Raw genomic sequence first — 20,793 nt, 5'->3', positions numbered from 1 at the left:
AAAACCCGCAAAAGTCCTGGGGGGCATGTTCCTACAATGGTCCCGGCTGAAACATGTCCTTGGTCGGCCGTGCACAACGCGTGCGCACCAAGTTTTGCAATCAATATATCGGAGAGAACCTCATGGATCGTCGTTCAATCATCAAGCATGCTGGCATTGCCGGTGTGCTGGCTGCAGGCGCTGCGCCCGCCGTCCACGCCCAGGCTGCCATTCGCTGGCGTCTGGCCTCCAGCTTCCCCAAGTCGCTGGACACCATCTATGGCGGCGCTGATGTGTTCTCCAAGGCCGTCAAGGCCATGTCGGGCGGCAAGTTTGAAATCTCCGTGCACGCTGGTGGCGAGCTGATGCCCCCCTTTGGTGTGGTGGATGGCGTGCAACAAGGCACCGTGGAAATGGCACACACCGTGCCTTACTACTTCTACGGCAAGAACCCCGCCTTCGCGCTGGGCTCGGCAGTGCCTTTCGGCTTCAATGCCCGCCAGATGAACGCCTGGATGTTGCATGGCAACGGCCGCAAGCTCATGAACGAGTTCTACGGCGGCTTCAACATGATCAGCTTCGCAGGTGGCAACACCGGCACGCAGATGGGTGGCTGGTTCCGCAAGGAAATCAAGTCGCCTGCCGACTTCAAGGGCATGAAGATGCGCCTGGGTGGCGGCCTGATCGGTGAAGTGATGCAGAAGCTGGGTGCTGTGCCTCAGAGCATCCCTGGTGGCGAAATTTACCAAGCCCTCGAAAAGGGCACACTGGATGCCGCCGAATGGGTGGGTCCGTATGATGACCAGAAGCTGGGCTTCAACAAAGTTGCTCCGTTCTACTACTACCCCGGCTGGTGGGAAGGTGGTCCTGAAGTGGACTTCTTCGTCAACCAGAAGGCGTTCGACGGCCTGTCGGCTGAGAACAAGGCCATCATCGAAGCCGCAACCAACGTGGCCCACGTGGACATGCTGGCCAAGTACGACGCGCTGAACCCCACGGCCCTGAAGCAGCTCGTGGCAGCCAAGACCAAGGTGCTGCCTTTCTCGCAAGCTGTGATGGACGCTTCGTTCAAGGCTTCGATGGAAGTGTTCGCCGAGAACGACGCCAAGAGCCCCGAGTGGAAGAAGATTTACGCCGACATGCGTGCCTTCCAGCGCGACCAGATCCTCTGGTTCCGCTTTGCAGAAGCCCGCTACGACACCTTCATGTCTGCACAGAAGATCTGATAGCCCGGCTGCGGCACAAGCCGCAGGGCATGTCGATCAGAAAACCCGCCTGGTTCGCCTGGCGGGTTTTTTTGCGTCTGGTGGATGGTATGGGGTGCTCGGTCCCGCCGTACTGCGGGGCAGATGATGCCGCCGGGATGCCCGGCGATGTTCGGTCGGCTGGCGCTCAAGGTGTCGCCCTTGTTGATGTGATCGGCAGGTCTGCGTGATCCCTCGGCGCAAACGTTTCTGATGGGATACCAGGGGGGGGTGAGGCCATCGCTTCCCGTGGTGTGCAAAGTCCGTTTAGCGCCACAGGCAGACGCTTGCCAGCGGGTTAAGTGGCGCGAAGAAGCCAACGTCTCAACGCGTGGCGGTCGTTTTGCTGTGGGTCCTTGGGTTTTGGGGACGACGACGTCGAGCCGTTCGTTGACGGTCCTGTCTTTGAGCACGCTCTGCACGCCATAGGCCCATGAAAAAAGCCCCGGCAGATGACATCTGCCGGGGCTCTGGTTGCTTCAGGGGCTGGTCAACAGCCCTGTGCGGTTCGGATCACTTCTTCTCGTTGGCCAGCGAATCCTGCAGGGCCTTGAGTGGGTCGTCTGCAGCGGGGGCCGCAGTATCGCCAGGGGCAGCTCCAGCGCCTTCCATGCCAGCCGTGGGGTCGGTGGCCTCGGGAGCTCCGGCAGCGTCGGGTATGGTGGCTTCCATTTCCATGCGGACCTTGTCCAGGTCGTAGACCTCTTCTTTGTCCAGGCCGCTGGAGACGATGCCAGGGAAGGCAATGATCAGGCCCACCATCATCAACTGGATGACCAGGAACGGGATGGCACCCCAGTAGATCTGCGGCGTGGTCACCGGCGCAATCATCTTCTTGGTGACCTTGTCCAGATACTCCTTCGCCGGGGCCACGCTGCGCAGGTAGAACAGCGCGAATCCGAACGGTGGGTGCATGAACGAGGTCTGCATGTTCACGGCCAGCAGCACCCCGAACCAGATCAGGTCAATGCCCAGCTTGTTGGCCACCGGGGCAAGCAGCGGCACCACGATGAAGGACAGCTCAAAGAAGTCCAGGAAGAACGCCAGGAAGAACACCATGATGTTCACGACGATCAGGAAGCCCAGCTGTCCACCAGGCAGGCCGGTCAGCAGGTGTTCCACCCACAGCGGGCCGTCCACGCCCTGGAAGGTCAGGCCGAACATGGTCGCGCCCACCAGGATAAACACCACAAAACACGACAGCTTGGTGGTGGTGGTCACGGCCTGTTTGAGCAGCGAGAAGCTCAGGCGGCCTCGGATGATGGCCATGATGCCCGCGCCCAGTGCGCCCATGGCGCCGCCTTCGGTGGGGGTTGCAACGCCCAGGAAGATGGTGCCCAGCACCAGGAAGATCAGCAGCAGCGGGGGAATCAGCACGAACGTCACGCGTTCCGCAGCCTTGGACAGCAGGCCCAGGCGGGTGATCTTGTTGATGCTGGCGACCACGAAAGCCAGGGCCACGCCAAAGCACATGGCCACCACGATGGTTTCATCCAGCGCCACGCGTTCCACCGCCTCACCCGACCACCAGGTGTGCAGGGCGGGCATGTTCTTGGCCACATACATCGAGGCTGCCACGCAGATGCCGGTCAGCACCAGCAGGGAGGTCACACCGCTCTTGCCGTTGTCGTCGCGCAGCGTACGGGCTTCGGGCGGGATCGCAGGCACCCATTGGGGCTTGAAGATTGCCAGCAGGATGACGTACAGCGCATAGAAGCCGGTGAGCATCAAGCCGGGCAGGAAGGCGCCCTTGTACATGTCGCCCACGCTGCGGCCCATCTGGTCGGCAATGATGATCAGCACCAGCGACGGCGGAATGATCTGTGCCAGGGTTCCGGACGCGGCAATCACGCCCGCAGCCAGTCGGCGGTCATAGCCATAGCGCAGCATGATGGGCAGCGAGATCAGGCCCATCGAGATCACCGACGCAGCCACCACGCCCGTGGTGGCTGCCAGCAGCGCGCCCACAAAGATCACGGCCAGTGCCAGGCCACCCCGGATGGGGCCAAACAGCTGACCAATGGTGTCCAGCAGGTCTTCCGCCATCCCGCTTCGCTCCAATATGAGCCCCATGAGCGTGAAGAACGGAATGGCCAGCAGGGTGTCGTTCTGCATGATGCCGAAGATGCGCAGCGGCACGGCTTGCAGCAGCGCTTCGGGAAGTACGTTCAATTCAATGCCGATAAAGGCGAAGAAAAGTCCACAGGCGCCCAGACTGAATGCGACCGGGAAGCCCACCAGCAAGAAGCAGATGAGCCCCGCGAACATGATGGGGGCGAGGTTATGGGTCAAAAATTCCATGGTGTGTGCTCCGCTTGGTAGGGCCGCTCAGTGAGCCTCGGCCTTGTTCTTGCCGTTGCCCTTGGCGGCTTCGGCCAGGTTGCGGATGGATTCAGCCAGTTCTTCCTCGGCCGTCTTTTCGACCTTCTTGACCGTCGGATCTTCGATCAGGCCTTGCAGGAAGCCCAGGCGCTTGATGAGTTCAGAGATGCCTTGCAGCCACAGCAGCGTGAAGCCCAGGGGCATCATCAGGTACACGGGCCAGCGGATCAGGCCACCTGCGTTGTTGGACATTTCGCCCGATGCCAGTGCGCGCGTGAAGAACGGAACCCCATACCAGAGCACAGCCAGGCACATGGGGGTGAGAAAGACGATGTAGCCGAATACGTCGATCCAGATCTGCGTGCGCTTGGAAAAGCGGCTCGAGATCACATCGACCTTCACGTGCTCGCCTTGCAGCAGCGTGTAGCCAGCTGCCAACAGGAACGACGCAGCGAACAGGTACCACTGCACTTCCAGGAATGCGTTGGAGCTGATGTTGAACGCCTTGCGCACCACGGCGTTCACGCCGCTGATGACCGTGGAGGCCAGGATCAGCCAGACCACGTACTTGCCGACCTGGGTGTTAATCCAGTCGATCCCTCTTGATAACTTCAATAGAGCCTGCATGGTGTCTCCAATAAAAAGGCTGTGTGTGCGAGATGCCCGGGCCCCGCGCGGGTAGGCGCTGCGGCAGGGCACACTTTGACGACGGCGCGATTCTACGGAGCACTGTAGGCGGAGTCTGACAGCAGCGTGACGGTGTTATCCCGCAGCAGCTGCTCATTCTTCAGCTATCAAAACTGCAGCAATTAGGGTTTCTTCCTAGGCGTGGAGGCACGCTTTTTCCGCGCAAATTGCCACCACGGCAACACCGTGCTCATGGCCTGCACCTCGCCGCAGTGCCAGGCGGTGTAACCCGGCAGCGTGGCCATGTGCGCCAGCCACTCGGGTGTTTGCAGCAGGGTGCGCAGCGCCATCGTGGCGGGCTGGTCCAGGCTGGCTTTCAGGCATGCCAGGTGGTAGCGCTCGTGCACCAGGGGGACAAAGTCCAGCCCGCGCGCGCGGGCCGCCAGCTCGATGCCCATGCCCACATCGGCAGCCCCTGCAGCCACGGCCTGGGCGATGGCGGTGTGGGAGGGTTCGTTGAGCGCGTAGCCCACGATGCTCTCTGGGTCCATGCTGGCCTGGGCCAGCAGGTCGTCCAGCAGCACCCGCGTGCCCGAGCCCAGCGGCCGGTTGATGAAGCGGGCGCCGGTGCGGGCCACATCGGCCAGGCTGTGCAGACCCAGCGGATTGCCGGGGGCCACGATGAGCCCTTGGGTGCGCTGTGCGAAGCCAATGATCTTGTGCAGCCCGGGCTGTAGCAGTGGCTGGTAGGTGCGCGCGGTGAGCGACTGTGCGGCTGCGTCAGCCACGGTGTGAAAGCCCGCCAGGGTGCAACGCCCCTCGTTCAGCGCACGGATGGCGTCCACGCTGCCGGTGAACCGGATGTCGAGGTGCAGCGCGCCCACATCAGTGTGCGTTGCGGCATGTGCACGCAGCGCTGCCAATGCATCGTCATGGCTGGCGTAGAGGGTGAGCACATGGGCGTTGGGGTCGAAGGCGACGGCAAACGCGCGCTCCAGGTCGGCGTGTAGCGCGGCAATCTGGGGCGCCAGGCGTGCCTGGGCCTGGCGTTCGGCCCACAGCAGCTTGCTGCCGAACTCGCTGAGTTGCGCCGACTGGCCCTTGCCCCAGATGATCAATTCGCCGCCCAGCTGGTCTTCCCAGCGTTTGAGGGCGCCCCAGACATGGCGGTAGGACAGGTCCAGCGCGCGCGCAGCGCCCGAGATGGAGCCACGCTCGGCCACGGCCTGCAACAGCTCGGGCAACGGATTGCGGATGAGCGCAGTGCCCGCGTCGCGGCTGAGTGTGTAGTGAAGTTGGACCCTATGCACGGGAGTTCATATCGCTGGATATTGGATGGGTGCCTACGATAGCCCAAACCGATCCCCTGGCCCATGTCCACCCTCACCGAAAGCGCGAGCACAGCGCTTGAACTCACCCTCTCGTCCGACCCTGTCCTCTGGACCATCGTGGGCCGCTCCTTGTCTGTCAGCGCCACCGCCTGTGCGATGGCCTGCGTGGTGGGCCTGGTGCTGGGCGCCTGGCTGGGCGTGGCCCGCTTCACTGGCCGTGGCGCCGTGCTGGCGGTGCTCAACACCTTGCTGGCCGTACCTTCGGTGGTGGTGGGGCTGGTGGTGTACCTGGTGCTGTCGCGCAGCGGGCCGCTGGGGTCGCTGGGCTGGCTGTTCAGCTTCAAGGCCATGGTGCTGGCGCAGGCCATTCTGGTGCTGCCGGTGGTCACCGCGCTCACGCGCCAGACGGTGGAAGACGCCGAGCGCGCGCATGGCGAGCAGCTGCGCTCCATGGGCGCCGGTCCGCTGCTGCGCAGCCTGCTGCTGGCATGGGACGAGCGGTACGCGCTGCTCACCGTGCTGCTGGCATCGTTTGGCCGCGCGATCTCCGAGGTCGGCGCCGTGATGATCGTGGGCGGCAACATCGACGGCTTCACGCGCGTGATGACCACCGCCATCGCGCTGGAGACCAGCAAGGGCGACCTGCCGCTGGCACTGGCGCTGGGCATGATCCTGCTGGCCGTGGTGCTGGCGCTCAATGTGCTGATTGCATTGCTGAGGCGCTGGCGCGAGCGGGTGGATGGCTCGGCCTCCAGCACGCCGGTGGGAGTGGCCGCATGAGCGAGCCTTTGCCAACCCCCTGGGTGGACCTGCGGCAGGTGACCGTGCGCTACGGCCGCGTGCAGGCACTGGACCAGGTCACGCTGCGCATCGCACCCGGCGAGCGCGTGGCGCTGGTGGGCGCCAACGGCAGTGGCAAGAGCACTTTGCTGCGCGTGCTGCATGGCCTGGCCGACACGCATGGGGGCGGCCTGCAGTGCGATGCGTCCCTGCGCCAGGCCATGCTGTTCCAGCGCCCGCACATGCTGCGCACCAGTGCCCAGAACAATGTGGCCCTGGCCCTGTGGCTGCGCGGCACCCGTTGGCGCGATGCGCGCCCGCTGGCCCTGACGGCCTTGCAGCGGGTGGGCCTGCAGGGCATTGCAGCGCAGAACGCGCGCACCCTGTCGGGCGGCCAGCAGCAGCGGGTGGCGCTGGCCCGTGCATGGGCCCTGCTGCCTGACGTGCTGCTGCTCGATGAGCCCACCGCCAGCCTCGACCCCCACGCCAAACGCGAGGTGGAGGCCCTGATGGCCGACTTTGCGGCCAGCCACGGCGCGGCCGGCCCGGCGCACCCCGTGACCATGGTGTTCAGCAGCCACAACCTGGGCCAGGTCAAGCGCCTGGCCAGCCGCGTGATCTACATGGAGCACGGCCGTCTGGTAGCGGACTTGCCGGTGCATGACTTTTTCAATGGCCCCCTGCCGGAGGCCGCCCGATTGTTTGTCAAAGGAGAGCTGGTATGACGCGAATTGACCCCCACGCTTCCCACTTCGTGTGGTCGCTGCCCCCCAAGGGGGCCTTTTCATCTTGGGGCGGCCCGGCGATGAAAAATTTCAAGCCTTTTCGCGCGGGGGCGCTAGTGTCCAAAGCGCTGGCAGCTATTGTTTTGGTAGCGTCGGGTTCTGCGTTTGCGCAGAGCATCACCATGGCCTCCACCACCTCCACCGAGCAGTCGGGCCTGTTTGGCTACCTGCTGCCCGAGTTCAAGAAGGCCAGCAGCCTGGACATCAAGGTGGTGGCGCTGGGCACGGGGCAGGCGCTCGATATGGCACGCCGGGGCGACGCGGACGTGCTGTTCGTGCACGACCAGGTGGCCGAAGAAAAGTTTGTGGCCGATGGCTGGGGCGTGAAGCGCTACCCCGTGATGTACAACGACTTCATCCTCATCGGCCCCAAGAACGACCCGGTGGGCACCAAAGGCAAGGACATCGTGCAGGCGCTGCAGAAGCTCTCTGCCGCCAATGGCAACTTCATCTCGCGCGGCGACAAGAGCGGCACCCACGCGGCCGAGCTGCGCTACTGGAAGCTCGCGGGCGCCGACGCCGCAAATACCTCAAAAGGCAGCGGCTACAAGGAGTGTGGCTGCGGCATGGGCCCTGCGCTCAACATTGCGGCATCGAGCGGCGCCTATGTGCTGGCCGACCGTGGCACCTGGCTCAACTTCAAGAACCGCGCCGACCTGGCCGTGTTGGTCGAAGGTGACACCAAGCTTTTCAACCAGTACGGCGTGATGGTGGTGAACCCCACCAAGCACCCGCATGTGAAGACACAAGACGCGCAGAAGTTTGTGGACTGGGTGGTGTCTCCCGCCGGCCAGCAGGCGATTGCGGGCTACAAGATTGGTGGCGAGCAGCTGTTCTTCCCGAACGCGGCGCAGTGAGCACTCCCCATGGCAAACCGTTCACCCGCGGCGGTGGCCGCTGCAGCCGCCGGGCTGGCCTGGGCCCTGGCCGGTTGTGCGGCTGCGCCCGCCCAGGCGCCCATGGCTGACGCTGCCCCCGTGCAGGTGTATGCTGCTGGCAGCCTGCGCGAAGCGTTCACCGAGATCGCGCGCGACCACGAGGCCCGCACGGGCCAGAAGGTGGCGCTGACCTTTGGCGCCTCGGGCCTGCTGCGCGAGCGTATCGAAAAGGGCGAGCCCGCACAGGTCTTTGCCTCGGCCGACACCGACCACCCGCAGCACCTGGCGGTCCGGGGCGGCTGGCAGGCGCACGTGGTGTTCACGCGCAACGCGCTGTGTGCGCTGACCAGCGAACGGATCAGCGCCACCCCTGACACCTTGCTGGCCACCTTGCTGCGCAGCGATGTGCGCGTGGGCACCTCCACGCCCCAGGCCGACCCGTCGGGCGACTACGCCTGGGCGCTGTTCCGCCAGGCCGACAAGATTCAGCCGGGTGCGTATGCCCAGCTGGACGCCAAGGCCCTGAAGCTCACCGGCGGCGCGGATTCGCCCAAGCCGCCTGCGGGCCGGGGCACCTACGCCTGGGTGATGGACCAGCGCCAGGCCGACGTGTTTTTGACCTACTGCACCAACGCAGTGGCCGCCCAGGCCGAGGTGGCGCGCCTGCGTGTGGTGCAGCTGCCGGCCGCGCTGCAGGTGGGCGCTGGGTATGGCGTGACCGTGCGGGCCGATGCGCCCGCTACAGCCCAGACGTTTGCCAGTGCGCTGCGCCAACCGCCTGCTCAGGCGGTATTGCAACGGTTGGGGTTTGGGCTGCCCTGAACGCGGGCGGCCGTCTGGCTGCGAGTGTGTGCACGCGCCGCGTCTGTCTGCCTGGCGGGGATAGCGCGGCGCGGGCTTTTTAAACCACTTGTATGCAGCGTTCAGTCATCATCGCGGTGGTGGCTGCTGCGCCAGATGGCCCGCACCAGCCACAGGCCACACACCACCGCACCAAAGAAACCGAGGAACCCAAACGCTGGCAGGCCGAACAGCGTGGGCCCGCCTTTCACGGTCATCACGATAGACGAGCCAATGATGAGCGCGGCAATCACCAGCGCCATCGCCAGCCGATTGGCCGACCGGTCGATCTGGTCGCCCACACGCTTGAGGTGCGCCAGCTCAATGCCCACCTGCAGGTGCCCGCGCCGCGCGTTGCGCAGCAGCCGCCCGATGTCGTCCGGCAACTGCTCCACCGTGGCCAGCGCGCGCCGCAAGGTGCTCCAGGCCCGCCCGGCCAGCACCTTGGGCTCGTAGCGTGCGCGCACCACCTGCTTGAGCAGCGGCAAGGCTTCGGTCGCCATGTGGAAGTCCGGGTCGAGGTTGCGGCCCATGCCTTCGAGCGAGATAAAGGCCTTGATCAGCAGCGCCAGATCGGACGGCAGGCCCAGGTGGTGTTCACGCAGGATGGCCGTCACGTCGGCCAGCATCTGTCCCAGGCTCAGCTGCGCCAGGGGCACGCCGTGGTACTGGTCCACAAAGGCCTCGATCTCGGTTTCGAGCTGGCCCAGGTTCAGGCCCTGCGCGTCGCCCGTCCAGTCCAGCAGCACATCGGCCACGGCCTGGGGCTGGTGCTCCACCAGGCCCAGCAGCAGCTGCAGCAACTCGTCGCGCCGGCGCTGCGACAGGCGGCCTACCATGCCAAAGTCGATGAAGGCAATGCGGTTGCCCGGCAGGTAGAACACGTTGCCCGGGTGCGGGTCGGCGTGGAAAACGCCGTCCTTGACGATCATCTGCAGCACCGCCTGCGCGCCGCGTTGCGCCAGCACGGTGCGGTCAAAGCCTGCCTCGCGCGTCAGCGCCGCGAGAGCGCCGCCGGGTGTGCCGTCGATGAAGTCCTGCACGTTGATGCGCTCGCGCGTGTAGGCCCAGTGCACGCGCGGGATCACGATGTGAGGCAGTGCGGCCATGTTGGTGGCAATGCGTTCGGCCTGGCGGCATTCGCCGGCCAGGTCCAGCTCGCGGCGCAACGAGCGCGCGAACTCGCGCACCAGTTGCTGGGGCCGGTAGGGCTTGAGCGCTGGCAGCTCGGCCTCGGCCAGCGCGGCTAGGCGCTGCAGCAGGCGCAGGTCGGCCTGGATGGTGTCGGCAATGCCGGGGCGGCGGATCTTGACGATGACTTCGCTGCCGTCCTGCAGGCGTGCGCGGTGCACTTGCGCAATCGATGCGGCGGCCAGCGGCGTGGTGTCAAACCAGGCAAAAACGGCTTCGGGTTCGGCGCCCAGGTCTTCGCGCAGTTGCGGGCGCAGCGCATCGATGGGCACAGCGGGCACCTGGCTGTGCAGTTTCTCGAATTCTGCAATCCACTCCGGGCCAAAAAGGTCGGCCCGGCCCGCGAGGATCTGGCCAAACTTGACGAACGCGGGGCCCAGCTCTTCGAGCGCCAGGCGCACCTGCACGGGCGGCTCCACGCGGGCCAGGTCTGCTGCGTGGGTCCAGTTCAGTGCCTGGCCCGCGCGCTCCAGCCGGTCGGCCAGGCCCAGGCGGCGCACGGTGTCGCCAAACCCGTGGCGCACCATCACGCCCAGGATTTCCTTCAGGCGCCCCAGGTCGCGGGCAGTGTCCAGCGTCTCGATCAGCATGGGGCGATGATAGGTTCAGAAGTTCAGGGTGGGTTTGTTCACCATCAGGTAGAACACCACGGCCATGGCCACAAAGGCCGGGTAGCCCAGTGCCTCCCACCAGCGGGCGTAGCGCCAGTACAGCGGGGGCAGCACGCCGTCGCCCTGTGCGGTCTGCGCAGCCTCTGCCGCCTTTATCGCCATGTCGCGCATGCGCAACTGCAGCCACACCACGGGCAGCCAGCAGGCACCGGCCACCAGGTACAGCGCAATGGATACCGCGAGCCACGGCGTGCTCCAGGGCAGGCCTGCCATCGCAGCCATGGCGAGCCCCGTGGCGGGCTGGAGGAACACCGTGGGCGTGGTGAACCACCAGTCCGCCCGCACCACCAGGCGCGTGACCACCGCCTGCGCCTGCACATTGCCGCTGCGGTTGGTAAAGAACATGTAGAACGCCGAGCCCAGCCCGGTGCCCACCAGCAGCACGCTGGAGATGATGTGCAGCCATTTGAGGGTGAGGTACAGGCTCATGGCTTTTGCAACGAAGTGGCCTCGTCTTGCAGCAGCACCCACAGGATGGCGGCAATCGGCAGGTTTTTGGTCAGAGGTCCGAAGGGGTGCAGCCACCATGCAGGGTGTATGGCCGTGGCCAGCAGTGTCATGGCCAGCATCACCATCAGGGCCGCTCCATACGCCTTGCGGCCGGGGCGGAGCGCCAGCCACAGCCCCAGCACCGCATCGGCAGCCGCCCCGGCCAGGATGATGGCGGTGGGCAGCCACGATGTGTTGCCCTCGGTCCACGCGGTGGGCAGGCCCGCCAGCAGCTCGCGGCTTTGGCCGTGCAGCTCCCACACGCTGACCAGGGCGGTGGCCAGCCAGACGATCACGAGGCTGGCGCGCAGCAGGCGGGCTGACGCGTGGTTCATGGGCTGGCCTTCTGCGCGGCAGAGGGCGCAGGGTCCTTCGCCTGTTGCCAGGCTGCAATGTCGGCAGCACGGACCGCCAGGAACTGCGCCAGGCGCTGGAACCGCTGGCGCGTCTTGCGGACAAAGACCCAGTCCACCACAGGCTCCATGACCGCCCGCAAGGCTGCGGGGCCCACTTGAAAGGTATAGGTGTAGATCAGCAGGGACTGGTGGGGGCCTTGCTCCTGGTGGCGCATGGAGGCGGCCCACTGGGAGAAGGGGAACGAACGGCCAACCATGGCCGCAGCTGCGAGCACGGGGCGGTCATAGCTGACGAACTGTGTGCGCATGGACAGCGCCCGCAACGCGCCGGCGCCCAGGTTCTCGGTGGTGGCGCCCACACTGGGGCAGGGCGCAGCGCTTTCCACGCTGGTACGGCGCACCAGCGAATCCCACTGGCACCGCCACTCGTGGTAGTGAAAAGCATCAAAAACAATGTCGGCACGCGCTGGCATGGGGAAGGTCAATTTCCGGTGGGCCATGGCCTCATTCCTCCACCACATCGGTCACCATGCCCCACTTCGCAAACTCGGGGGCAAAGGCCTCCAGGAGCAGCAGGCTGGTGCTGGTGTTCGCCCCGCTGGGCAGCGGTTGCCCGGCTGCGAGCTGGCGGGCCAGCAGGATGGCGGCCATGCAGGGAATCTCGGGGCCATGGTCGTTATCGGCCGCAATGTGCCATGCGCGGCGCCGGGGCTGGCCTTGCGCATCCGCGCCCGCCACACTCACCACCATGCCGCCCAGCGGCGTGCCCAGAAAGTCCAGCGCGCCGCCCGCGTGGTGCATCAGCCAGGCCAGCTTTTCGGGGTGGGGCAGCACGCCCCAACGGCGCAGCGTTGCCAGGGTGGCGAAGGCTCTTTGCGCCAGGCCGACCTCCAGGGCCGCGCGAAAGGTGACACGGTCGCGGGCCTGGTAATGGGCGGGAAAGATCTCCAGGTCCGGGATGTCGCAGACCGCCCCGAGGCGAGGGCGCAGCCGCTGGAACTGGACGGGGCTGGGCCGCGCCCAGCCGCTGTGCGGCTGCCACCGGCCACCGTACCAAACGTCGATGGGAAGGCCGCAGTAGCTTAGCACGGCCGCCAGCGTGGCCTGGCCCCGGGGCGCCCGTTGCGCAGGGGCAATGCAGATGTCGATGCTGTGGATGTGTTGCCAGCCCGCGCACAGGTGGTCGATGACGGCCGAGGACAGCGCGGGCACCGTGCTGGCGCCCGCGATGGCCGTGCGCCCGGCGGCAGTGAATGCAGCCTGCATCGCGGCCGGAAAGTCGCACACAAACCGGCGACCGTCGGCCAGGTCGATGTAGTGCGCCCCCGCCTCGGCCGCCGCCTGGGCCACGTTGTAGGCTTGCGCCTGAAAAGGGCCCGCCGTGTGGATCACCAGACCCACACCCCACTTGCGCAAGGTGGCGGCCAGGCCCGGCTCCTGGTGGTCCAGCGCCACGCCCTGTGCACCGTGGCCCAGCGAGGCGGCCAGGGCCTTCGCTTGCGAGGCGTCCCGGCCCGCCACCAGCAGGGCCATGTGGTGGCGTGTGGCCTCATCGCTCACCAGGGCGCGGCAGATGCGCGCCCCAAAGTTGCCGTAGCCGCCCAGGACCAGGGTTTTGAACGCAGCCATGGGGGTCATGCCCCCGAGGCCCAGGGCGTGCTGGGCTGCGTGGGCACAAAAGAGGTATCGCTGTCCCGGCCACTGCCCGGCGTGTGCAGCAGTGCTTGCAATGAGGCACGCTGCGACTGCAGTTGCGTTCGATGCCAATTGGGCACGTCAGGCGCTGCAATGGGGCGGCTGAACAGGTAGCCTTGGATGTGGTGCAGCCCGGCGGCCGCGAGGGCCCGCAGCTCTTCGGGCGTCTCCACGCCTTCAACCACCACCGACAGGCCCAGGTCCCGCGCCAGGGAGCTGATGTGCCGCAGCAGCTTCTGGCGGCGGCGGTCGTGTGGCAGCTGGCGTACGAACAGGCGGTCGCATTTGATGCCCGCGATCGGCAGCTCGGCCAGCATGCCCAGGGACGAATACCCGGCGCCAAAGTCGTCCATCAGCACGGCCACACCCAGGGCGCTCAGCGCGCTGATGGCCGCCACCATCTGGGGGCCCAGCGCAATCACGGCATGCTCGGTCATTTCGAGCTTCAGGGTGCGCGGGGGCAGGCCGCGCTGGGCCAGCTGCAGGCCCAGCCAGGGCGCAAAGCTCTCGTGCATCAGCGTGACCGGTGCCACATTGACGCTGATCGACACTGCATCCATCCCCTGCGCTTGCCAGTTGCACAGATGATCGAGTGCGTTGCACACAATCATGCGGTCCACCTCCGCCGTCTTGCCCTGCAGCTCGCACACCAGCAAGAACGTTTCGGGGTTGATGCGGCCCAGGGTGGTGTCGGTCAGGCGCAGCAGCGCCTCCAGCTGTACCCCGCTACGCTGGGTGTGGATGATGGGCTGGAAATGCAGGGCCAGGTTGTCCGGGTGCAGCAGGCGGTCCAGGTGGTCGGCAATCAGCGACTGCTGAATATCGCTGTGGGCGTTGTGGGCCAATGCCGACGTACGCATCATCGACAACCCCCGCCGCAGCAACTGCTGGCGTCCCGCGTCCGAGCGCAGGTTGCTCAGATGCTCCATGGCCACTGCCATCGCAAACACCAGCATCACGAAGAGCAGCGCGGCGCCATCGGACGCACCCTCGAGGTCGCCCAGGTGCATGGCAAAGGTGTTGACCAACAGCCAGTGCAGCACCAGGATCGCGCCGCCGCACAGCAGCTTGTCCGCCCAGTTCTGGGCCCGGTAGCGGGGGGTGAGCACGCTGAGCTTGGCGGCACGGTGGCGGATGGCGCAGTAGCAAGAAATGCCGGTGGCGATGCCCAGCGACAGCACAGTGGCTGTCAGGTTGATCTGCCCGAAACTCTGCACGTGGCTGCTGGTGATGGTGAAGTGCCCGGCCAGCGTGCCCAGCGCCAGCCACAGGCTGGCCAGTGCAATGCGGCGTTTGCTGGCGCCGGTGCTGAGGGTGGGGATGGTGAGCCGCGCACTCACCACCATGATGACCAGGCCGCTGAGCGCGGGCACCAGCTCCAGCACATGGTGCGAAAGCTCGTTGTACAGGAACAGGCCCACCACATCCAGCGCCCACACGATGGAGCCAATGCACAGGGCTGCGTGCGATGCACTGATGCGGCGGCTGGACGGGTCCACGGAATACGCGGTGTGCTCCACCAACTGCTGGCACACGTGCACGACCAGTGCCGCAAAGACCCAGAACAGCAGGCTTTGCAGCAGTGGCGGAAACCCCACCACAAACACCTGCATGGCGCCATGCCAGATTGAAACCATATCGTCCACGCGCTCCCGCCCTTTTTTTGTATGCGGGTCATCATACGACCGTGGGGCGGGGCCAACGCGTAACAGCCTGTGGCGGGTGCGTGCTCCCGGGCGATAGGCTGCCATCTGGGAAGGGCGTGGGTTTTCAGTGATTTTTTGGATGCCATTTCCAATAATTCAACAATCGTTGTATTATCGAAAAATGCAAGAAACCGATGTTGTCCGTGCCCTCGCAGCCCTGGCCCAGGAGGTCCGCTTGCGGGTCTTTCGTGCGCTGGTGGTGGCGGGCCCTGCGGGGCTGACCCCCAGCGACTTGGCCGCCCAGCTGGAGGTGGCGCCCAACACCCTGTCCTTTCACCTCAAGGAGCTGTCGCATGCCGGGCTCATCAGCCAGGAGCGGCAGGGCCGCAACCTCATCTACCGCGCCGCGTTCGACACGATGAATGCGCTGCTGGCCTACCTCACTGAAAACTGCTGCGAAGGCCAGGGCTGCGCGCCTGCCGACGCGGCCGCGTCTTGCCATTGCTGACCGTCTCTGTCCCTCTGTCCATTTCCCCCGAGGAGAACCCCATGAAACGCTTCCACGCCCATGTGCATGTCGATGACCTGACCCAGAGCATCGCCTTCTATTCCAAGCTGTTTGCTGCCGCCCCCGCGCGGGTGGAGGCGGACTATGCCAAGTGGATGCTGGAGGACCCGCGCGTCAACTTCGCCATCTCCACGCGGGGCGCCAAGCCAGGCCTGGACCACTTTGGCATGCAGACCGACGACGCTCTGGAGCTGGCCGAACTGAAGGCGCGCGCCGAGGCCGCCGACATGGCCTTGCTCGACGAGGGCAACACCACCTGCTGCTATGCCCGCAGCGAAAAGCACTGGGTGACCGACCCGCAGGGCATTGCATGGGAGCACTTTCACACCCTGGGCGACATCCCCGTCTTCAACGAAGCCACACCGTCTTCATCTGCGGGCGCCTGCTGCGCGCCAGCGGCGGTGGCAGCCCCTGCACCTGCGGCCCCTCGGGCGGCGTGCTGCGGCCCGGCCACGGCCACAACTGCCAAAACCAGCTGCTGCTGAGAGCGCCGCATGACCGCTTTGAACGTTCTTTTTCTTTGCACCCACAACTCGGCCCGCAGCATCCTGGCCGAGGCCTTGCTCAACGACATGGCACCGGGCCGGTTCCACGCATACTCGGCGGGCAGCAGCCCGCGCGACAACCAGCAACCCAACCCGCTGGGCCTGGAGGTGCTGCGCGCCGCTGGAATCTCGACCGAAGGCCTGCGCAGCAAAAGCTGGGACGAGTTTGCCGCCCCGGGCGCGCCCATGATGGACCTCATCATCACCGTCTGCGACAACGCGGCCGGCGAAGTCTGCCCCATCTGGCCCGGCCACCCCGCCACTGCGCACTGGGGCTACGCCGACCCGTCCGCCGGGGACGGCACGGACGATGAAAAGCGCGAGGCTTTCCGCAAGACCTTGCATGCCATCCGCCAGCGGCTGGAGCTGCTCATCAACCTGCCCGCCGACAAGCTCGAAAAGACTCTGCTGCAGCGCACCGCGCGCGAACTGTCGCGTGCCGCCGCCACGCCATGACGGTGCGGTGCGTACCGGCCGGCGCGCCCGCCCCGGCCCCCATGAGCGTGTTCGAGCGCTACCTCTCCGTGTGGGTGCTGTTGTGCATCGTGGTGGGCATTGCGCTCGGGCGATTCTTCCCCTCAGTGTTTCAGGCGGTGGGCCGCATGGAGATCGCTAAGGTCAACCTGCCCGTGGGCCTGCTGATCTGGGTGATGGTCATCCCCATGCTGGTGAAGGTGGACTTCGGTGCGCTGGGCGAAGTGCGCAAGCACGCCCGGGGCATTGGCGTGACGCTGGTGGTGAACTGGCTGGTCAAGCCGTTTTCGATGGCGTTGCTGGGCTGGCTGTTCATCCGCCACTGGTTTGCGCCCTACCTGCCTGCGGACCAGCTGGACAGCTACATCGCAGGCCTCATCCTGCTGGCGGCTGCGCCTTGCACGGCCATGGTGTTCGTGTGGAGCCGCCTCACGGGCGGCGACCCGCTGTTCACGCTGTCGCAGGTGGCGCTGAACGACAGCATCATGGTGGTTGCGTTTGCGCCGCTGGTGGCGTTCTTGCTGGGCATCTCGGCCATCACTGTGCCGTGGGACACCTTGCTGACCTCGGTAGTGCTCTACATCGTGATCCCGGTGGTGCTGGCCCAGTGGCTGCGCCGGTCGCTGCTGGCCCAAGGGCAGGCAGTGTTCGATGCCGTCATGGCGCGCATGGGGCCCTGGTCCATCGCCGCATTGCTGGCCACGCTGGTGCTGCTGTTTGCGTTCCAGGGCCAGGCCATCCTGCAGCAGCCACTGGTGATTGCGCTGCTGGCCGTGCCCATCCTGATCCAGGTGTTTTTCAACGCGGGGCTGGCCTACTGGCTCAACCGCGCGGTGGGGGAGAAGCACAGCGTGGCCTGCCCATCGGCACTGATCGGCGCCTCCAACTTTTTCGAGCTGGCGGTGGCCGCCGCCATCAGCCTGTTCGGCTTTCACTCCGGCGCCGCGCTGGCCACTGTGGTGGGCGTGCTGATCGAGGTGCCGGTGATGCTGCTGGTGGTGCACATCGTCAACCGCAGCAAGGGCTGGTACGAGCGGGCGTGAGCGGCGCGGTACACCGCGCCTGTGCGGTCAGCCCCTGGCCGTGAGCAGCGCCACCGCCTTGCGGGCCAGTGGCGCTGCCAGCATTACCGCCGGAAAGGCAAACAGCCACCCGGTCAGCCACGCGCTCGCCCAGAGGCTCACAAAGTCCTGCTGCGGCTGCAGCGCGCGAAAGGTGGAGATGCCCGACACCAGCAGCGACATCACACCCGACAAGATCAAGCTGAACAGCACCGGTCCATAGCGGGCGGGGATCATGCTGCAACCTCTTCGCCAGGCTGGCGTGCGTCTGCACCGCCCACACCGCCCAGGCGCTCCAGTGTCTCTGCGAAATGCTGGCCGAACATGCGGGCGGTCTTGGTGTCGCCGGGTACAAAGGCATCGGCGGCCGCCCCATGGCCTGCCTGCGCCATCAGGCCCGACCAGGAGCCGAGCCGGTTGGCCGCCTCGTCGTACGGCACCCCTGCGTGTTGCTCGGGCAGGATGGGATTGCCCACCCACACCATGCCGTGCTGCATGGCAAACACCCACATCGACATCAGCGTGGACTGCTTGTCGCCCGCCGGCAGCGACGACACGGTAAAGCCCGCCGCCAGCCTGTTCTTGAGCTGCTGCGTTTTCCACAGGCGGCCTGTGGAATCCATGAAGGTCTTGAACGGCCCAGAGACCCCGCCCAGGTAGGTGGGCGAACCCAGGATGACACCGTCGTAGCTCAGCAGGCGGTCGGGCGCCTGCGCCAGGTCTTCGGCCCGGACCAGTTCGGCGAGGACGCCCGGCACGGAGCGTGCGCCGTCCAGCACGTGGTGGGCAATGTGTGCGGTGTGGCCGTGGGCGCTGTGATAAACGATGGCAATGTGTTGCATGGTGTGGGTTCCTTGGGAGTGATTTCGGGGGGGAGGCGCGGGGCAGGTCAGCGTGAAATCAGTGCGATGACCAGCGCGGAGAGATACAGGCCCAGGCCAAACACGGTGTGGTTGGCCAAGCTGCGCAGGCAGTTCTTGAGCGGCGTGGGTGTGCGCGATGCCGCAAAGCCCGAGCCCATGGCGGGCTGCATCACCAGGAGCGGCGCCGCCACGGTGCCCATGCCCACGGCCAGCGCGGGCCACAGGGTGGGGCTGTGGACCCAGGCAGCGCCCTGCAGGGACAGCAGCACCCCGGCAAAGACCACGCCCACGGCGTAGTGCGTGAGCCAGCCCCAGGCCAGTTCGCCCCGGACCGGGGCCGCCTTGGCGATGGCCGCGTGGGCGACTTGCCCGCGCACCAGGTGGCCTACCCAGCGGCCGAGGAAAGCGAAGTTGAGCGTGGGCACCCCCAGCCTTTTGAGCAGCAACAGCCAGGCATCCATGACGGCGGTGGCGCCGATGCCCAGAAGCATGGCGAGGGGAATGTCTTGCAGTGAGAGAGTCATCAAAACACCTCGGAAAGTTGACGAAAGAAGGTTTTGCATGGAATATAGAAGTTCAAGTCAACTTGAGGTCAAGAGGTTTTTTCATGGACATTGCCGAAGTCGCCAAACGCTCCGGGCTGCGGGCGTCCACGCTGCGGTATTACGAAGAGAAGGGCTTGATCCAGTCGGTGGGGCAACCCGGCGAGCGCCGCCGGTTTGCGCCCGGCGTGATGGACCAGCTGGCGTTGATTGCGCTGGGGCAGTCGGCCGGGTTCTCGCTGGACGACATCCGGTCGATGTTCTTGCCCAGCGGCGAGCCGAACATCGACCGGCAGCTGCTATCAGCCAAGGCCGACGAACTCGACACCATGGTCAAGCGCCTCAAGGCCATGAGCAACGGCCTGCGGCACGCAGCCGCCTGCCCGGCCGAGAGCCACGCCCAGTGCCCGTCCTTCCAGCGGCTGCTGAAAGCCGCCGCTGACGGAGCGCTGGAGCGTCAGCAGCGGCGCAGCGCGCAGCCCGTGGTGGGCCTGCGCCGGCCGCGTGCCTGAGCAGCCCGAGGCGCCTCGGTTGATTGGGTGATTGAGTTGCTAATTATTTGATAGCTATTCAGGCATATTGCACTAGCGCTATCGGCTCAAAAGGCTTGAAGAGAAGTCGCCGGACGCCTACACGGCGGTGTGGGCGGCGGCGCGGGCCCGTCACCCGCCTTTGGGGGCGCCCAGCTTGCGGTACACCGTGGCGCGGCTGATGCCCAGCGCGCGCGCCGCCTCGGCCACGTTGCCGCGCGCTTCCTGCACCGCGCGGCGGATCATGGCCACTTCGGCCTCGCGCAGCGGGGCGGGCGCGGATGCAATGCCTGGCACCGCCGCTGTGTGGGTGTCGCCCACGGTGCGGGCGTGCGCAGGCAACTGCGCCAGTGCGTGCAGCCGCAGGCCCGACCACAGCGGCAAATCCAGCGGCTCCCTACGCTGCTGGCGGGCCGCGTCGAACAGCATGGTCCAGGGCATGGCCAGCAGGTCGCTGCAGTGGGTCCGGGCGCCTGGCAGGCCGGGCGCGCGCAGGGGCTGCGGCACCAGCTGGCGGGCCATGCTGTTGGCACCCACCACGCAGCCGTCGGCGTCCAGCGTCAGCAGGCCGTCGCCTTCGCCGCCCAGCGGGCAGCCTGGCCAGTTCACACGCAGCAGCAGGGCATGGGGCAGTTGCAGCAGCAGTGCGTCTTCCATGGCGCGGGCCGACCGGGCCACCAGGTGGCGCAGCTCGGGCCGTTCGGGCACATCCACACCCGTCAGGTCCAGCATGCCCATGCAGCGGCCCTGGGGGTCGAACAGCGGGGCCCCGGCGCAGCTGTAGCTGGCGTTGTCGTCAAAAAAATGCTCGCCCCGGTGCAGCCACACAGGCTGCAGCTCTTCCAGTGCGGCGCCGATGGCGGTGGTGCCAACGGCTGCTTCCGATAAATCAATGCCCACGCGGCCAATGGCGCTGGCGCGCGGGTCGCTCCGGTCGCAATGGCCTTGCACATCGACCACGATGCCGCGTGCGTCGGTCAGCATGGCGAAGTAGCGCATGCCCGCAATGGCCCGGGTCAGCTGCTCCAGCACCGGCCGGGCCGCGCGCAGCAGGTGGTGGTTCTGCTCCTGGCTGTGGCGCAGCGCCGTGGCGCTGACGGCGTCAAACGCCACGCGCCGTGTGGGCTCCAGGCCCCGCGCCAGGCAGCGTTGCCAGGACCGCGCAATCCACGGCTCCACCTCGGCGCGCACGGGCGCTGCACCGTCGGACAGCAGGCTCTGGCGCGCCTGCGCAATCAGCGCGTGGCGGTCAGCAGCGGGGTGGGGCGCGGAGATCAGCATGGTGAACAAGCTCCTGGAGGTCCGCATGATGCGGTAGTCCACTGAATCCGGGAAATCGGGGGTGCGTGAGGGTCTGGCAAGGCCGCAATCTAGGC

General features: G+C 66.3%; 23 protein-coding genes. 10 read left to right on the top strand and 13 right to left on the bottom strand.

Annotation, left to right across the window (positions count from 1 at the left end; genetic code table 11):
• Positions 1-122: 122 nt before the first annotated feature.
• Positions 123-1,205: a TRAP transporter substrate-binding protein gene (locus ACTJKQ_RS19320; protein ID WP_015015263.1), complete on the top strand. Its 1,083-nt coding sequence runs from the start codon at positions 123-125 to the stop codon at positions 1,203-1,205.
• 531 nt (positions 1,206-1,736) lie between these two features.
• Here ACTJKQ_RS19320 and ACTJKQ_RS19315 read toward each other — a convergent pair.
• The 3 genes from ACTJKQ_RS19315 to ACTJKQ_RS19305 all read right to left on the bottom strand — a co-directional run bounded on the left by ACTJKQ_RS19315 (position 1,737) and on the right by ACTJKQ_RS19305 (position 5,482).
• Positions 1,737-3,524, bottom strand: a complete 1,788-nt coding sequence (locus ACTJKQ_RS19315; RefSeq protein ID WP_440597780.1) for a TRAP transporter large permease — start codon at positions 3,522-3,524, stop codon at positions 1,737-1,739.
• Between the two features lie 27 nt (positions 3,525-3,551).
• Positions 3,552-4,172 carry a TRAP transporter small permease subunit gene (locus tag ACTJKQ_RS19310; protein ID WP_056748212.1) on the bottom strand — a complete coding sequence of 207 codons (621 nt, stop codon included), beginning with the start codon at positions 4,170-4,172 and terminating at the stop codon, positions 3,552-3,554.
• A gap of 182 nt (positions 4,173-4,354) precedes the next feature.
• A complete protein-coding gene (locus ACTJKQ_RS19305) occupies positions 4,355-5,482 on the bottom strand; it encodes a substrate-binding domain-containing protein (protein ID WP_440597779.1) in 1,128 nt (375 codons plus the stop codon).
• A gap of 63 nt (positions 5,483-5,545) precedes the next feature.
• Here ACTJKQ_RS19305 and ACTJKQ_RS19300 point away from each other — a divergent pair, with 63 nt between their 5' ends.
• From ACTJKQ_RS19300 to ACTJKQ_RS19285, 4 genes are all read left to right on the top strand, one after another.
• Positions 5,546-6,283: an ABC transporter permease gene (locus ACTJKQ_RS19300; protein WP_440597778.1), complete on the top strand. Its 738-nt coding sequence runs from the start codon at positions 5,546-5,548 to the stop codon at positions 6,281-6,283.
• A complete protein-coding gene (locus tag ACTJKQ_RS19295) occupies positions 6,280-7,008 on the top strand; it encodes an ABC transporter ATP-binding protein (RefSeq protein WP_440597777.1) in 729 nt (242 codons plus the stop codon). The genes ACTJKQ_RS19300 and ACTJKQ_RS19295 overlap by 4 nt, the downstream gene beginning before the upstream one ends.
• Positions 7,009-7,088: 80 nt before the next feature.
• Entirely contained in the window at positions 7,089-7,925 is an 837-nt protein-coding gene (locus tag ACTJKQ_RS19290; protein ID WP_440597837.1) for an extracellular solute-binding protein, read from the top strand.
• A gap of 9 nt (positions 7,926-7,934) precedes the next feature.
• Complete coding sequence (locus tag ACTJKQ_RS19285; RefSeq protein WP_440597776.1) at positions 7,935-8,768, top strand: molybdate ABC transporter substrate-binding protein; 834 nt, start codon at positions 7,935-7,937, stop codon at positions 8,766-8,768.
• 101 nt (positions 8,769-8,869) lie between these two features.
• Here the strand turns inward: ACTJKQ_RS19285 and ACTJKQ_RS19280 are convergent, their stop codons facing one another.
• The 6 genes from ACTJKQ_RS19280 to ACTJKQ_RS19255 are packed head-to-tail and all read right to left on the bottom strand — an operon-like array spanning position 8,870 to position 14,825.
• Positions 8,870-10,567: an ABC1 kinase family protein gene (locus tag ACTJKQ_RS19280; protein ID WP_440597775.1), complete on the bottom strand. Its 1,698-nt coding sequence runs from the start codon at positions 10,565-10,567 to the stop codon at positions 8,870-8,872.
• Positions 10,568-10,582: 15 nt separating this feature from the next.
• Positions 10,583-11,077, bottom strand: coding sequence for a DUF2269 family protein (locus ACTJKQ_RS19275; protein ID WP_440597774.1), 495 nt, complete (start codon positions 11,075-11,077; stop codon positions 10,583-10,585).
• Positions 11,074-11,472 carry a DoxX-like family protein gene (locus tag ACTJKQ_RS19270; protein WP_440597773.1) on the bottom strand — a complete coding sequence of 133 codons (399 nt, stop codon included), beginning with the start codon at positions 11,470-11,472 and terminating at the stop codon, positions 11,074-11,076. The genes ACTJKQ_RS19275 and ACTJKQ_RS19270 overlap by 4 nt, the downstream gene beginning before the upstream one ends.
• On the bottom strand, positions 11,469-11,993 hold the full coding sequence (locus tag ACTJKQ_RS19265; protein WP_440597772.1) for a hypothetical protein: 525 nt from the start codon (positions 11,991-11,993) through the stop codon (positions 11,469-11,471). The genes ACTJKQ_RS19270 and ACTJKQ_RS19265 overlap by 4 nt, the downstream gene beginning before the upstream one ends.
• Positions 11,994-11,997: 4 nt before the next feature.
• Positions 11,998-13,122 (bottom strand): saccharopine dehydrogenase NADP-binding domain-containing protein, encoded by a 1,125-nt coding sequence (locus ACTJKQ_RS19260; RefSeq protein WP_440597771.1) that lies wholly within the window; start codon positions 13,120-13,122, stop codon positions 11,998-12,000.
• 5 nt (positions 13,123-13,127) lie between these two features.
• A complete protein-coding gene (locus ACTJKQ_RS19255; RefSeq protein WP_440597770.1) occupies positions 13,128-14,825 on the bottom strand; it encodes an EAL domain-containing protein in 1,698 nt (565 codons plus the stop codon).
• Between the two features lie 190 nt (positions 14,826-15,015).
• Between ACTJKQ_RS19255 and ACTJKQ_RS19250 the strand changes: the two genes are divergently transcribed.
• Genes ACTJKQ_RS19250 through arsB form a run of 4 tightly spaced genes read left to right on the top strand, consistent with a single transcriptional unit; the run spans position 15,016 to position 17,464 of the window.
• Positions 15,016-15,342, top strand: coding sequence for an ArsR/SmtB family transcription factor (locus tag ACTJKQ_RS19250; RefSeq protein ID WP_108499698.1), 327 nt, complete (start codon positions 15,016-15,018; stop codon positions 15,340-15,342).
• 41 nt (positions 15,343-15,383) lie between these two features.
• The gene (locus ACTJKQ_RS19245) at positions 15,384-15,887 is read left to right on the top strand and encodes an ArsI/CadI family heavy metal resistance metalloenzyme (protein WP_440597769.1); all 504 of its coding nucleotides are present in this window, start codon (positions 15,384-15,386) and stop codon (positions 15,885-15,887) included.
• A gap of 9 nt (positions 15,888-15,896) precedes the next feature.
• Positions 15,897-16,403: an arsenate reductase ArsC gene (locus tag ACTJKQ_RS19240; RefSeq protein WP_440597768.1), complete on the top strand. Its 507-nt coding sequence runs from the start codon at positions 15,897-15,899 to the stop codon at positions 16,401-16,403.
• Complete coding sequence (gene arsB, locus ACTJKQ_RS19235) at positions 16,400-17,464, top strand: ACR3 family arsenite efflux transporter (protein ID WP_440597767.1); 1,065 nt, start codon at positions 16,400-16,402, stop codon at positions 17,462-17,464. Before ACTJKQ_RS19240 ends, arsB begins: the two co-directional genes overlap by 4 nt.
• Before the next feature lie 27 nt (positions 17,465-17,491).
• Here the strand turns inward: arsB and ACTJKQ_RS19230 are convergent, their stop codons facing one another.
• Genes ACTJKQ_RS19230 through ACTJKQ_RS19220 form a run of 3 tightly spaced genes read right to left on the bottom strand, consistent with a single transcriptional unit; the run spans position 17,492 to position 18,836 of the window.
• A complete protein-coding gene (locus ACTJKQ_RS19230; protein ID WP_440597766.1) occupies positions 17,492-17,719 on the bottom strand; it encodes a DUF2798 domain-containing protein in 228 nt (75 codons plus the stop codon).
• Positions 17,716-18,324 carry a flavodoxin family protein gene (locus ACTJKQ_RS19225; RefSeq protein WP_440597765.1) on the bottom strand — a complete coding sequence of 203 codons (609 nt, stop codon included), beginning with the start codon at positions 18,322-18,324 and terminating at the stop codon, positions 17,716-17,718. The genes ACTJKQ_RS19230 and ACTJKQ_RS19225 overlap by 4 nt, the downstream gene beginning before the upstream one ends.
• Positions 18,325-18,371: 47 nt before the next feature.
• Positions 18,372-18,836: a DUF2938 domain-containing protein gene (locus ACTJKQ_RS19220; RefSeq protein ID WP_440597836.1), complete on the bottom strand. Its 465-nt coding sequence runs from the start codon at positions 18,834-18,836 to the stop codon at positions 18,372-18,374.
• Between the two features lie 116 nt (positions 18,837-18,952).
• Here ACTJKQ_RS19220 and ACTJKQ_RS19215 point away from each other — a divergent pair, with 116 nt between their 5' ends.
• A complete protein-coding gene (locus ACTJKQ_RS19215) occupies positions 18,953-19,399 on the top strand; it encodes a helix-turn-helix domain-containing protein (protein WP_056066933.1) in 447 nt (148 codons plus the stop codon).
• A 150-nt stretch (positions 19,400-19,549) separates the two neighbouring features.
• Here ACTJKQ_RS19215 and ACTJKQ_RS19210 read toward each other — a convergent pair whose 3' ends face one another.
• Positions 19,550-20,698, bottom strand: coding sequence for a helix-turn-helix domain-containing protein (locus ACTJKQ_RS19210; RefSeq protein ID WP_288851959.1), 1,149 nt, complete (start codon positions 20,696-20,698; stop codon positions 19,550-19,552).
• Positions 20,699-20,793: the final 95 nt, after the last annotated feature.

The organism is Acidovorax sp. 22279 (assembly GCF_052045435.1).
In the GTDB taxonomy this organism is placed as follows: domain Bacteria; phylum Pseudomonadota; class Gammaproteobacteria; order Burkholderiales; family Burkholderiaceae_C; genus Acidovorax; species Acidovorax delafieldii.
The sequence above is the reverse complement of the archived record's forward strand: the minus strand, read 5'-3'. Positions and strand labels throughout refer to the sequence as shown.

What these genes read in the sequence shown, in the direction of transcription:
- ACTJKQ_RS19320 (WP_015015263.1), top strand. Translation starts at nt 123, where the DNA reads ATGGATCGTCGTTCAATCATCAAGCATGCTGGCATTGCCGGTGTGCTG.
- ACTJKQ_RS19220 (WP_440597836.1), bottom strand. Translation starts at nt 18,836, where the DNA reads ATGCTTCTGGGCATCGGCGCCACCGCCGTCATGGATGCCTGGCTGTTG.
- ACTJKQ_RS19225 (WP_440597765.1), bottom strand. Translation starts at nt 18,324, where the DNA reads ATGCAACACATTGCCATCGTTTATCACAGCGCCCACGGCCACACCGCA.
- ACTJKQ_RS19230 (WP_440597766.1), bottom strand. Translation starts at nt 17,719, where the DNA reads ATGATCCCCGCCCGCTATGGACCGGTGCTGTTCAGCTTGATCTTGTCG.
- ACTJKQ_RS19290 (WP_440597837.1), top strand. Translation starts at nt 7,089, where the DNA reads ATGAAAAATTTCAAGCCTTTTCGCGCGGGGGCGCTAGTGTCCAAAGCG.
- ACTJKQ_RS19270 (WP_440597773.1), bottom strand. Translation starts at nt 11,472, where the DNA reads ATGAACCACGCGTCAGCCCGCCTGCTGCGCGCCAGCCTCGTGATCGTC.
- arsB (WP_440597767.1), top strand. Translation starts at nt 16,400, where the DNA reads ATGACGGTGCGGTGCGTACCGGCCGGCGCGCCCGCCCCGGCCCCCATG.
- ACTJKQ_RS19250 (WP_108499698.1), top strand. Translation starts at nt 15,016, where the DNA reads ATGCAAGAAACCGATGTTGTCCGTGCCCTCGCAGCCCTGGCCCAGGAG.
- ACTJKQ_RS19295 (WP_440597777.1), top strand. Translation starts at nt 6,280, where the DNA reads ATGAGCGAGCCTTTGCCAACCCCCTGGGTGGACCTGCGGCAGGTGACC.
- ACTJKQ_RS19215 (WP_056066933.1), top strand. Translation starts at nt 18,953, where the DNA reads ATGGACATTGCCGAAGTCGCCAAACGCTCCGGGCTGCGGGCGTCCACG.
- ACTJKQ_RS19255 (WP_440597770.1), bottom strand. Translation starts at nt 14,825, where the DNA reads ATGGTTTCAATCTGGCATGGCGCCATGCAGGTGTTTGTGGTGGGGTTT.
- ACTJKQ_RS19245 (WP_440597769.1), top strand. Translation starts at nt 15,384, where the DNA reads ATGAAACGCTTCCACGCCCATGTGCATGTCGATGACCTGACCCAGAGC.
- ACTJKQ_RS19240 (WP_440597768.1), top strand. Translation starts at nt 15,897, where the DNA reads ATGACCGCTTTGAACGTTCTTTTTCTTTGCACCCACAACTCGGCCCGC.
- ACTJKQ_RS19315 (WP_440597780.1), bottom strand. Translation starts at nt 3,524, where the DNA reads ATGGAATTTTTGACCCATAACCTCGCCCCCATCATGTTCGCGGGGCTC.
- ACTJKQ_RS19265 (WP_440597772.1), bottom strand. Translation starts at nt 11,993, where the DNA reads ATGGCCCACCGGAAATTGACCTTCCCCATGCCAGCGCGTGCCGACATT.
- ACTJKQ_RS19280 (WP_440597775.1), bottom strand. Translation starts at nt 10,567, where the DNA reads ATGCTGATCGAGACGCTGGACACTGCCCGCGACCTGGGGCGCCTGAAG.
- ACTJKQ_RS19210 (WP_288851959.1), bottom strand. Translation starts at nt 20,698, where the DNA reads ATGCTGATCTCCGCGCCCCACCCCGCTGCTGACCGCCACGCGCTGATT.
- ACTJKQ_RS19310 (WP_056748212.1), bottom strand. Translation starts at nt 4,172, where the DNA reads ATGCAGGCTCTATTGAAGTTATCAAGAGGGATCGACTGGATTAACACC.
- ACTJKQ_RS19300 (WP_440597778.1), top strand. Translation starts at nt 5,546, where the DNA reads ATGTCCACCCTCACCGAAAGCGCGAGCACAGCGCTTGAACTCACCCTC.
- ACTJKQ_RS19260 (WP_440597771.1), bottom strand. Translation starts at nt 13,122, where the DNA reads ATGGCTGCGTTCAAAACCCTGGTCCTGGGCGGCTACGGCAACTTTGGG.
- ACTJKQ_RS19285 (WP_440597776.1), top strand. Translation starts at nt 7,935, where the DNA reads ATGGCAAACCGTTCACCCGCGGCGGTGGCCGCTGCAGCCGCCGGGCTG.
- ACTJKQ_RS19275 (WP_440597774.1), bottom strand. Translation starts at nt 11,077, where the DNA reads ATGAGCCTGTACCTCACCCTCAAATGGCTGCACATCATCTCCAGCGTG.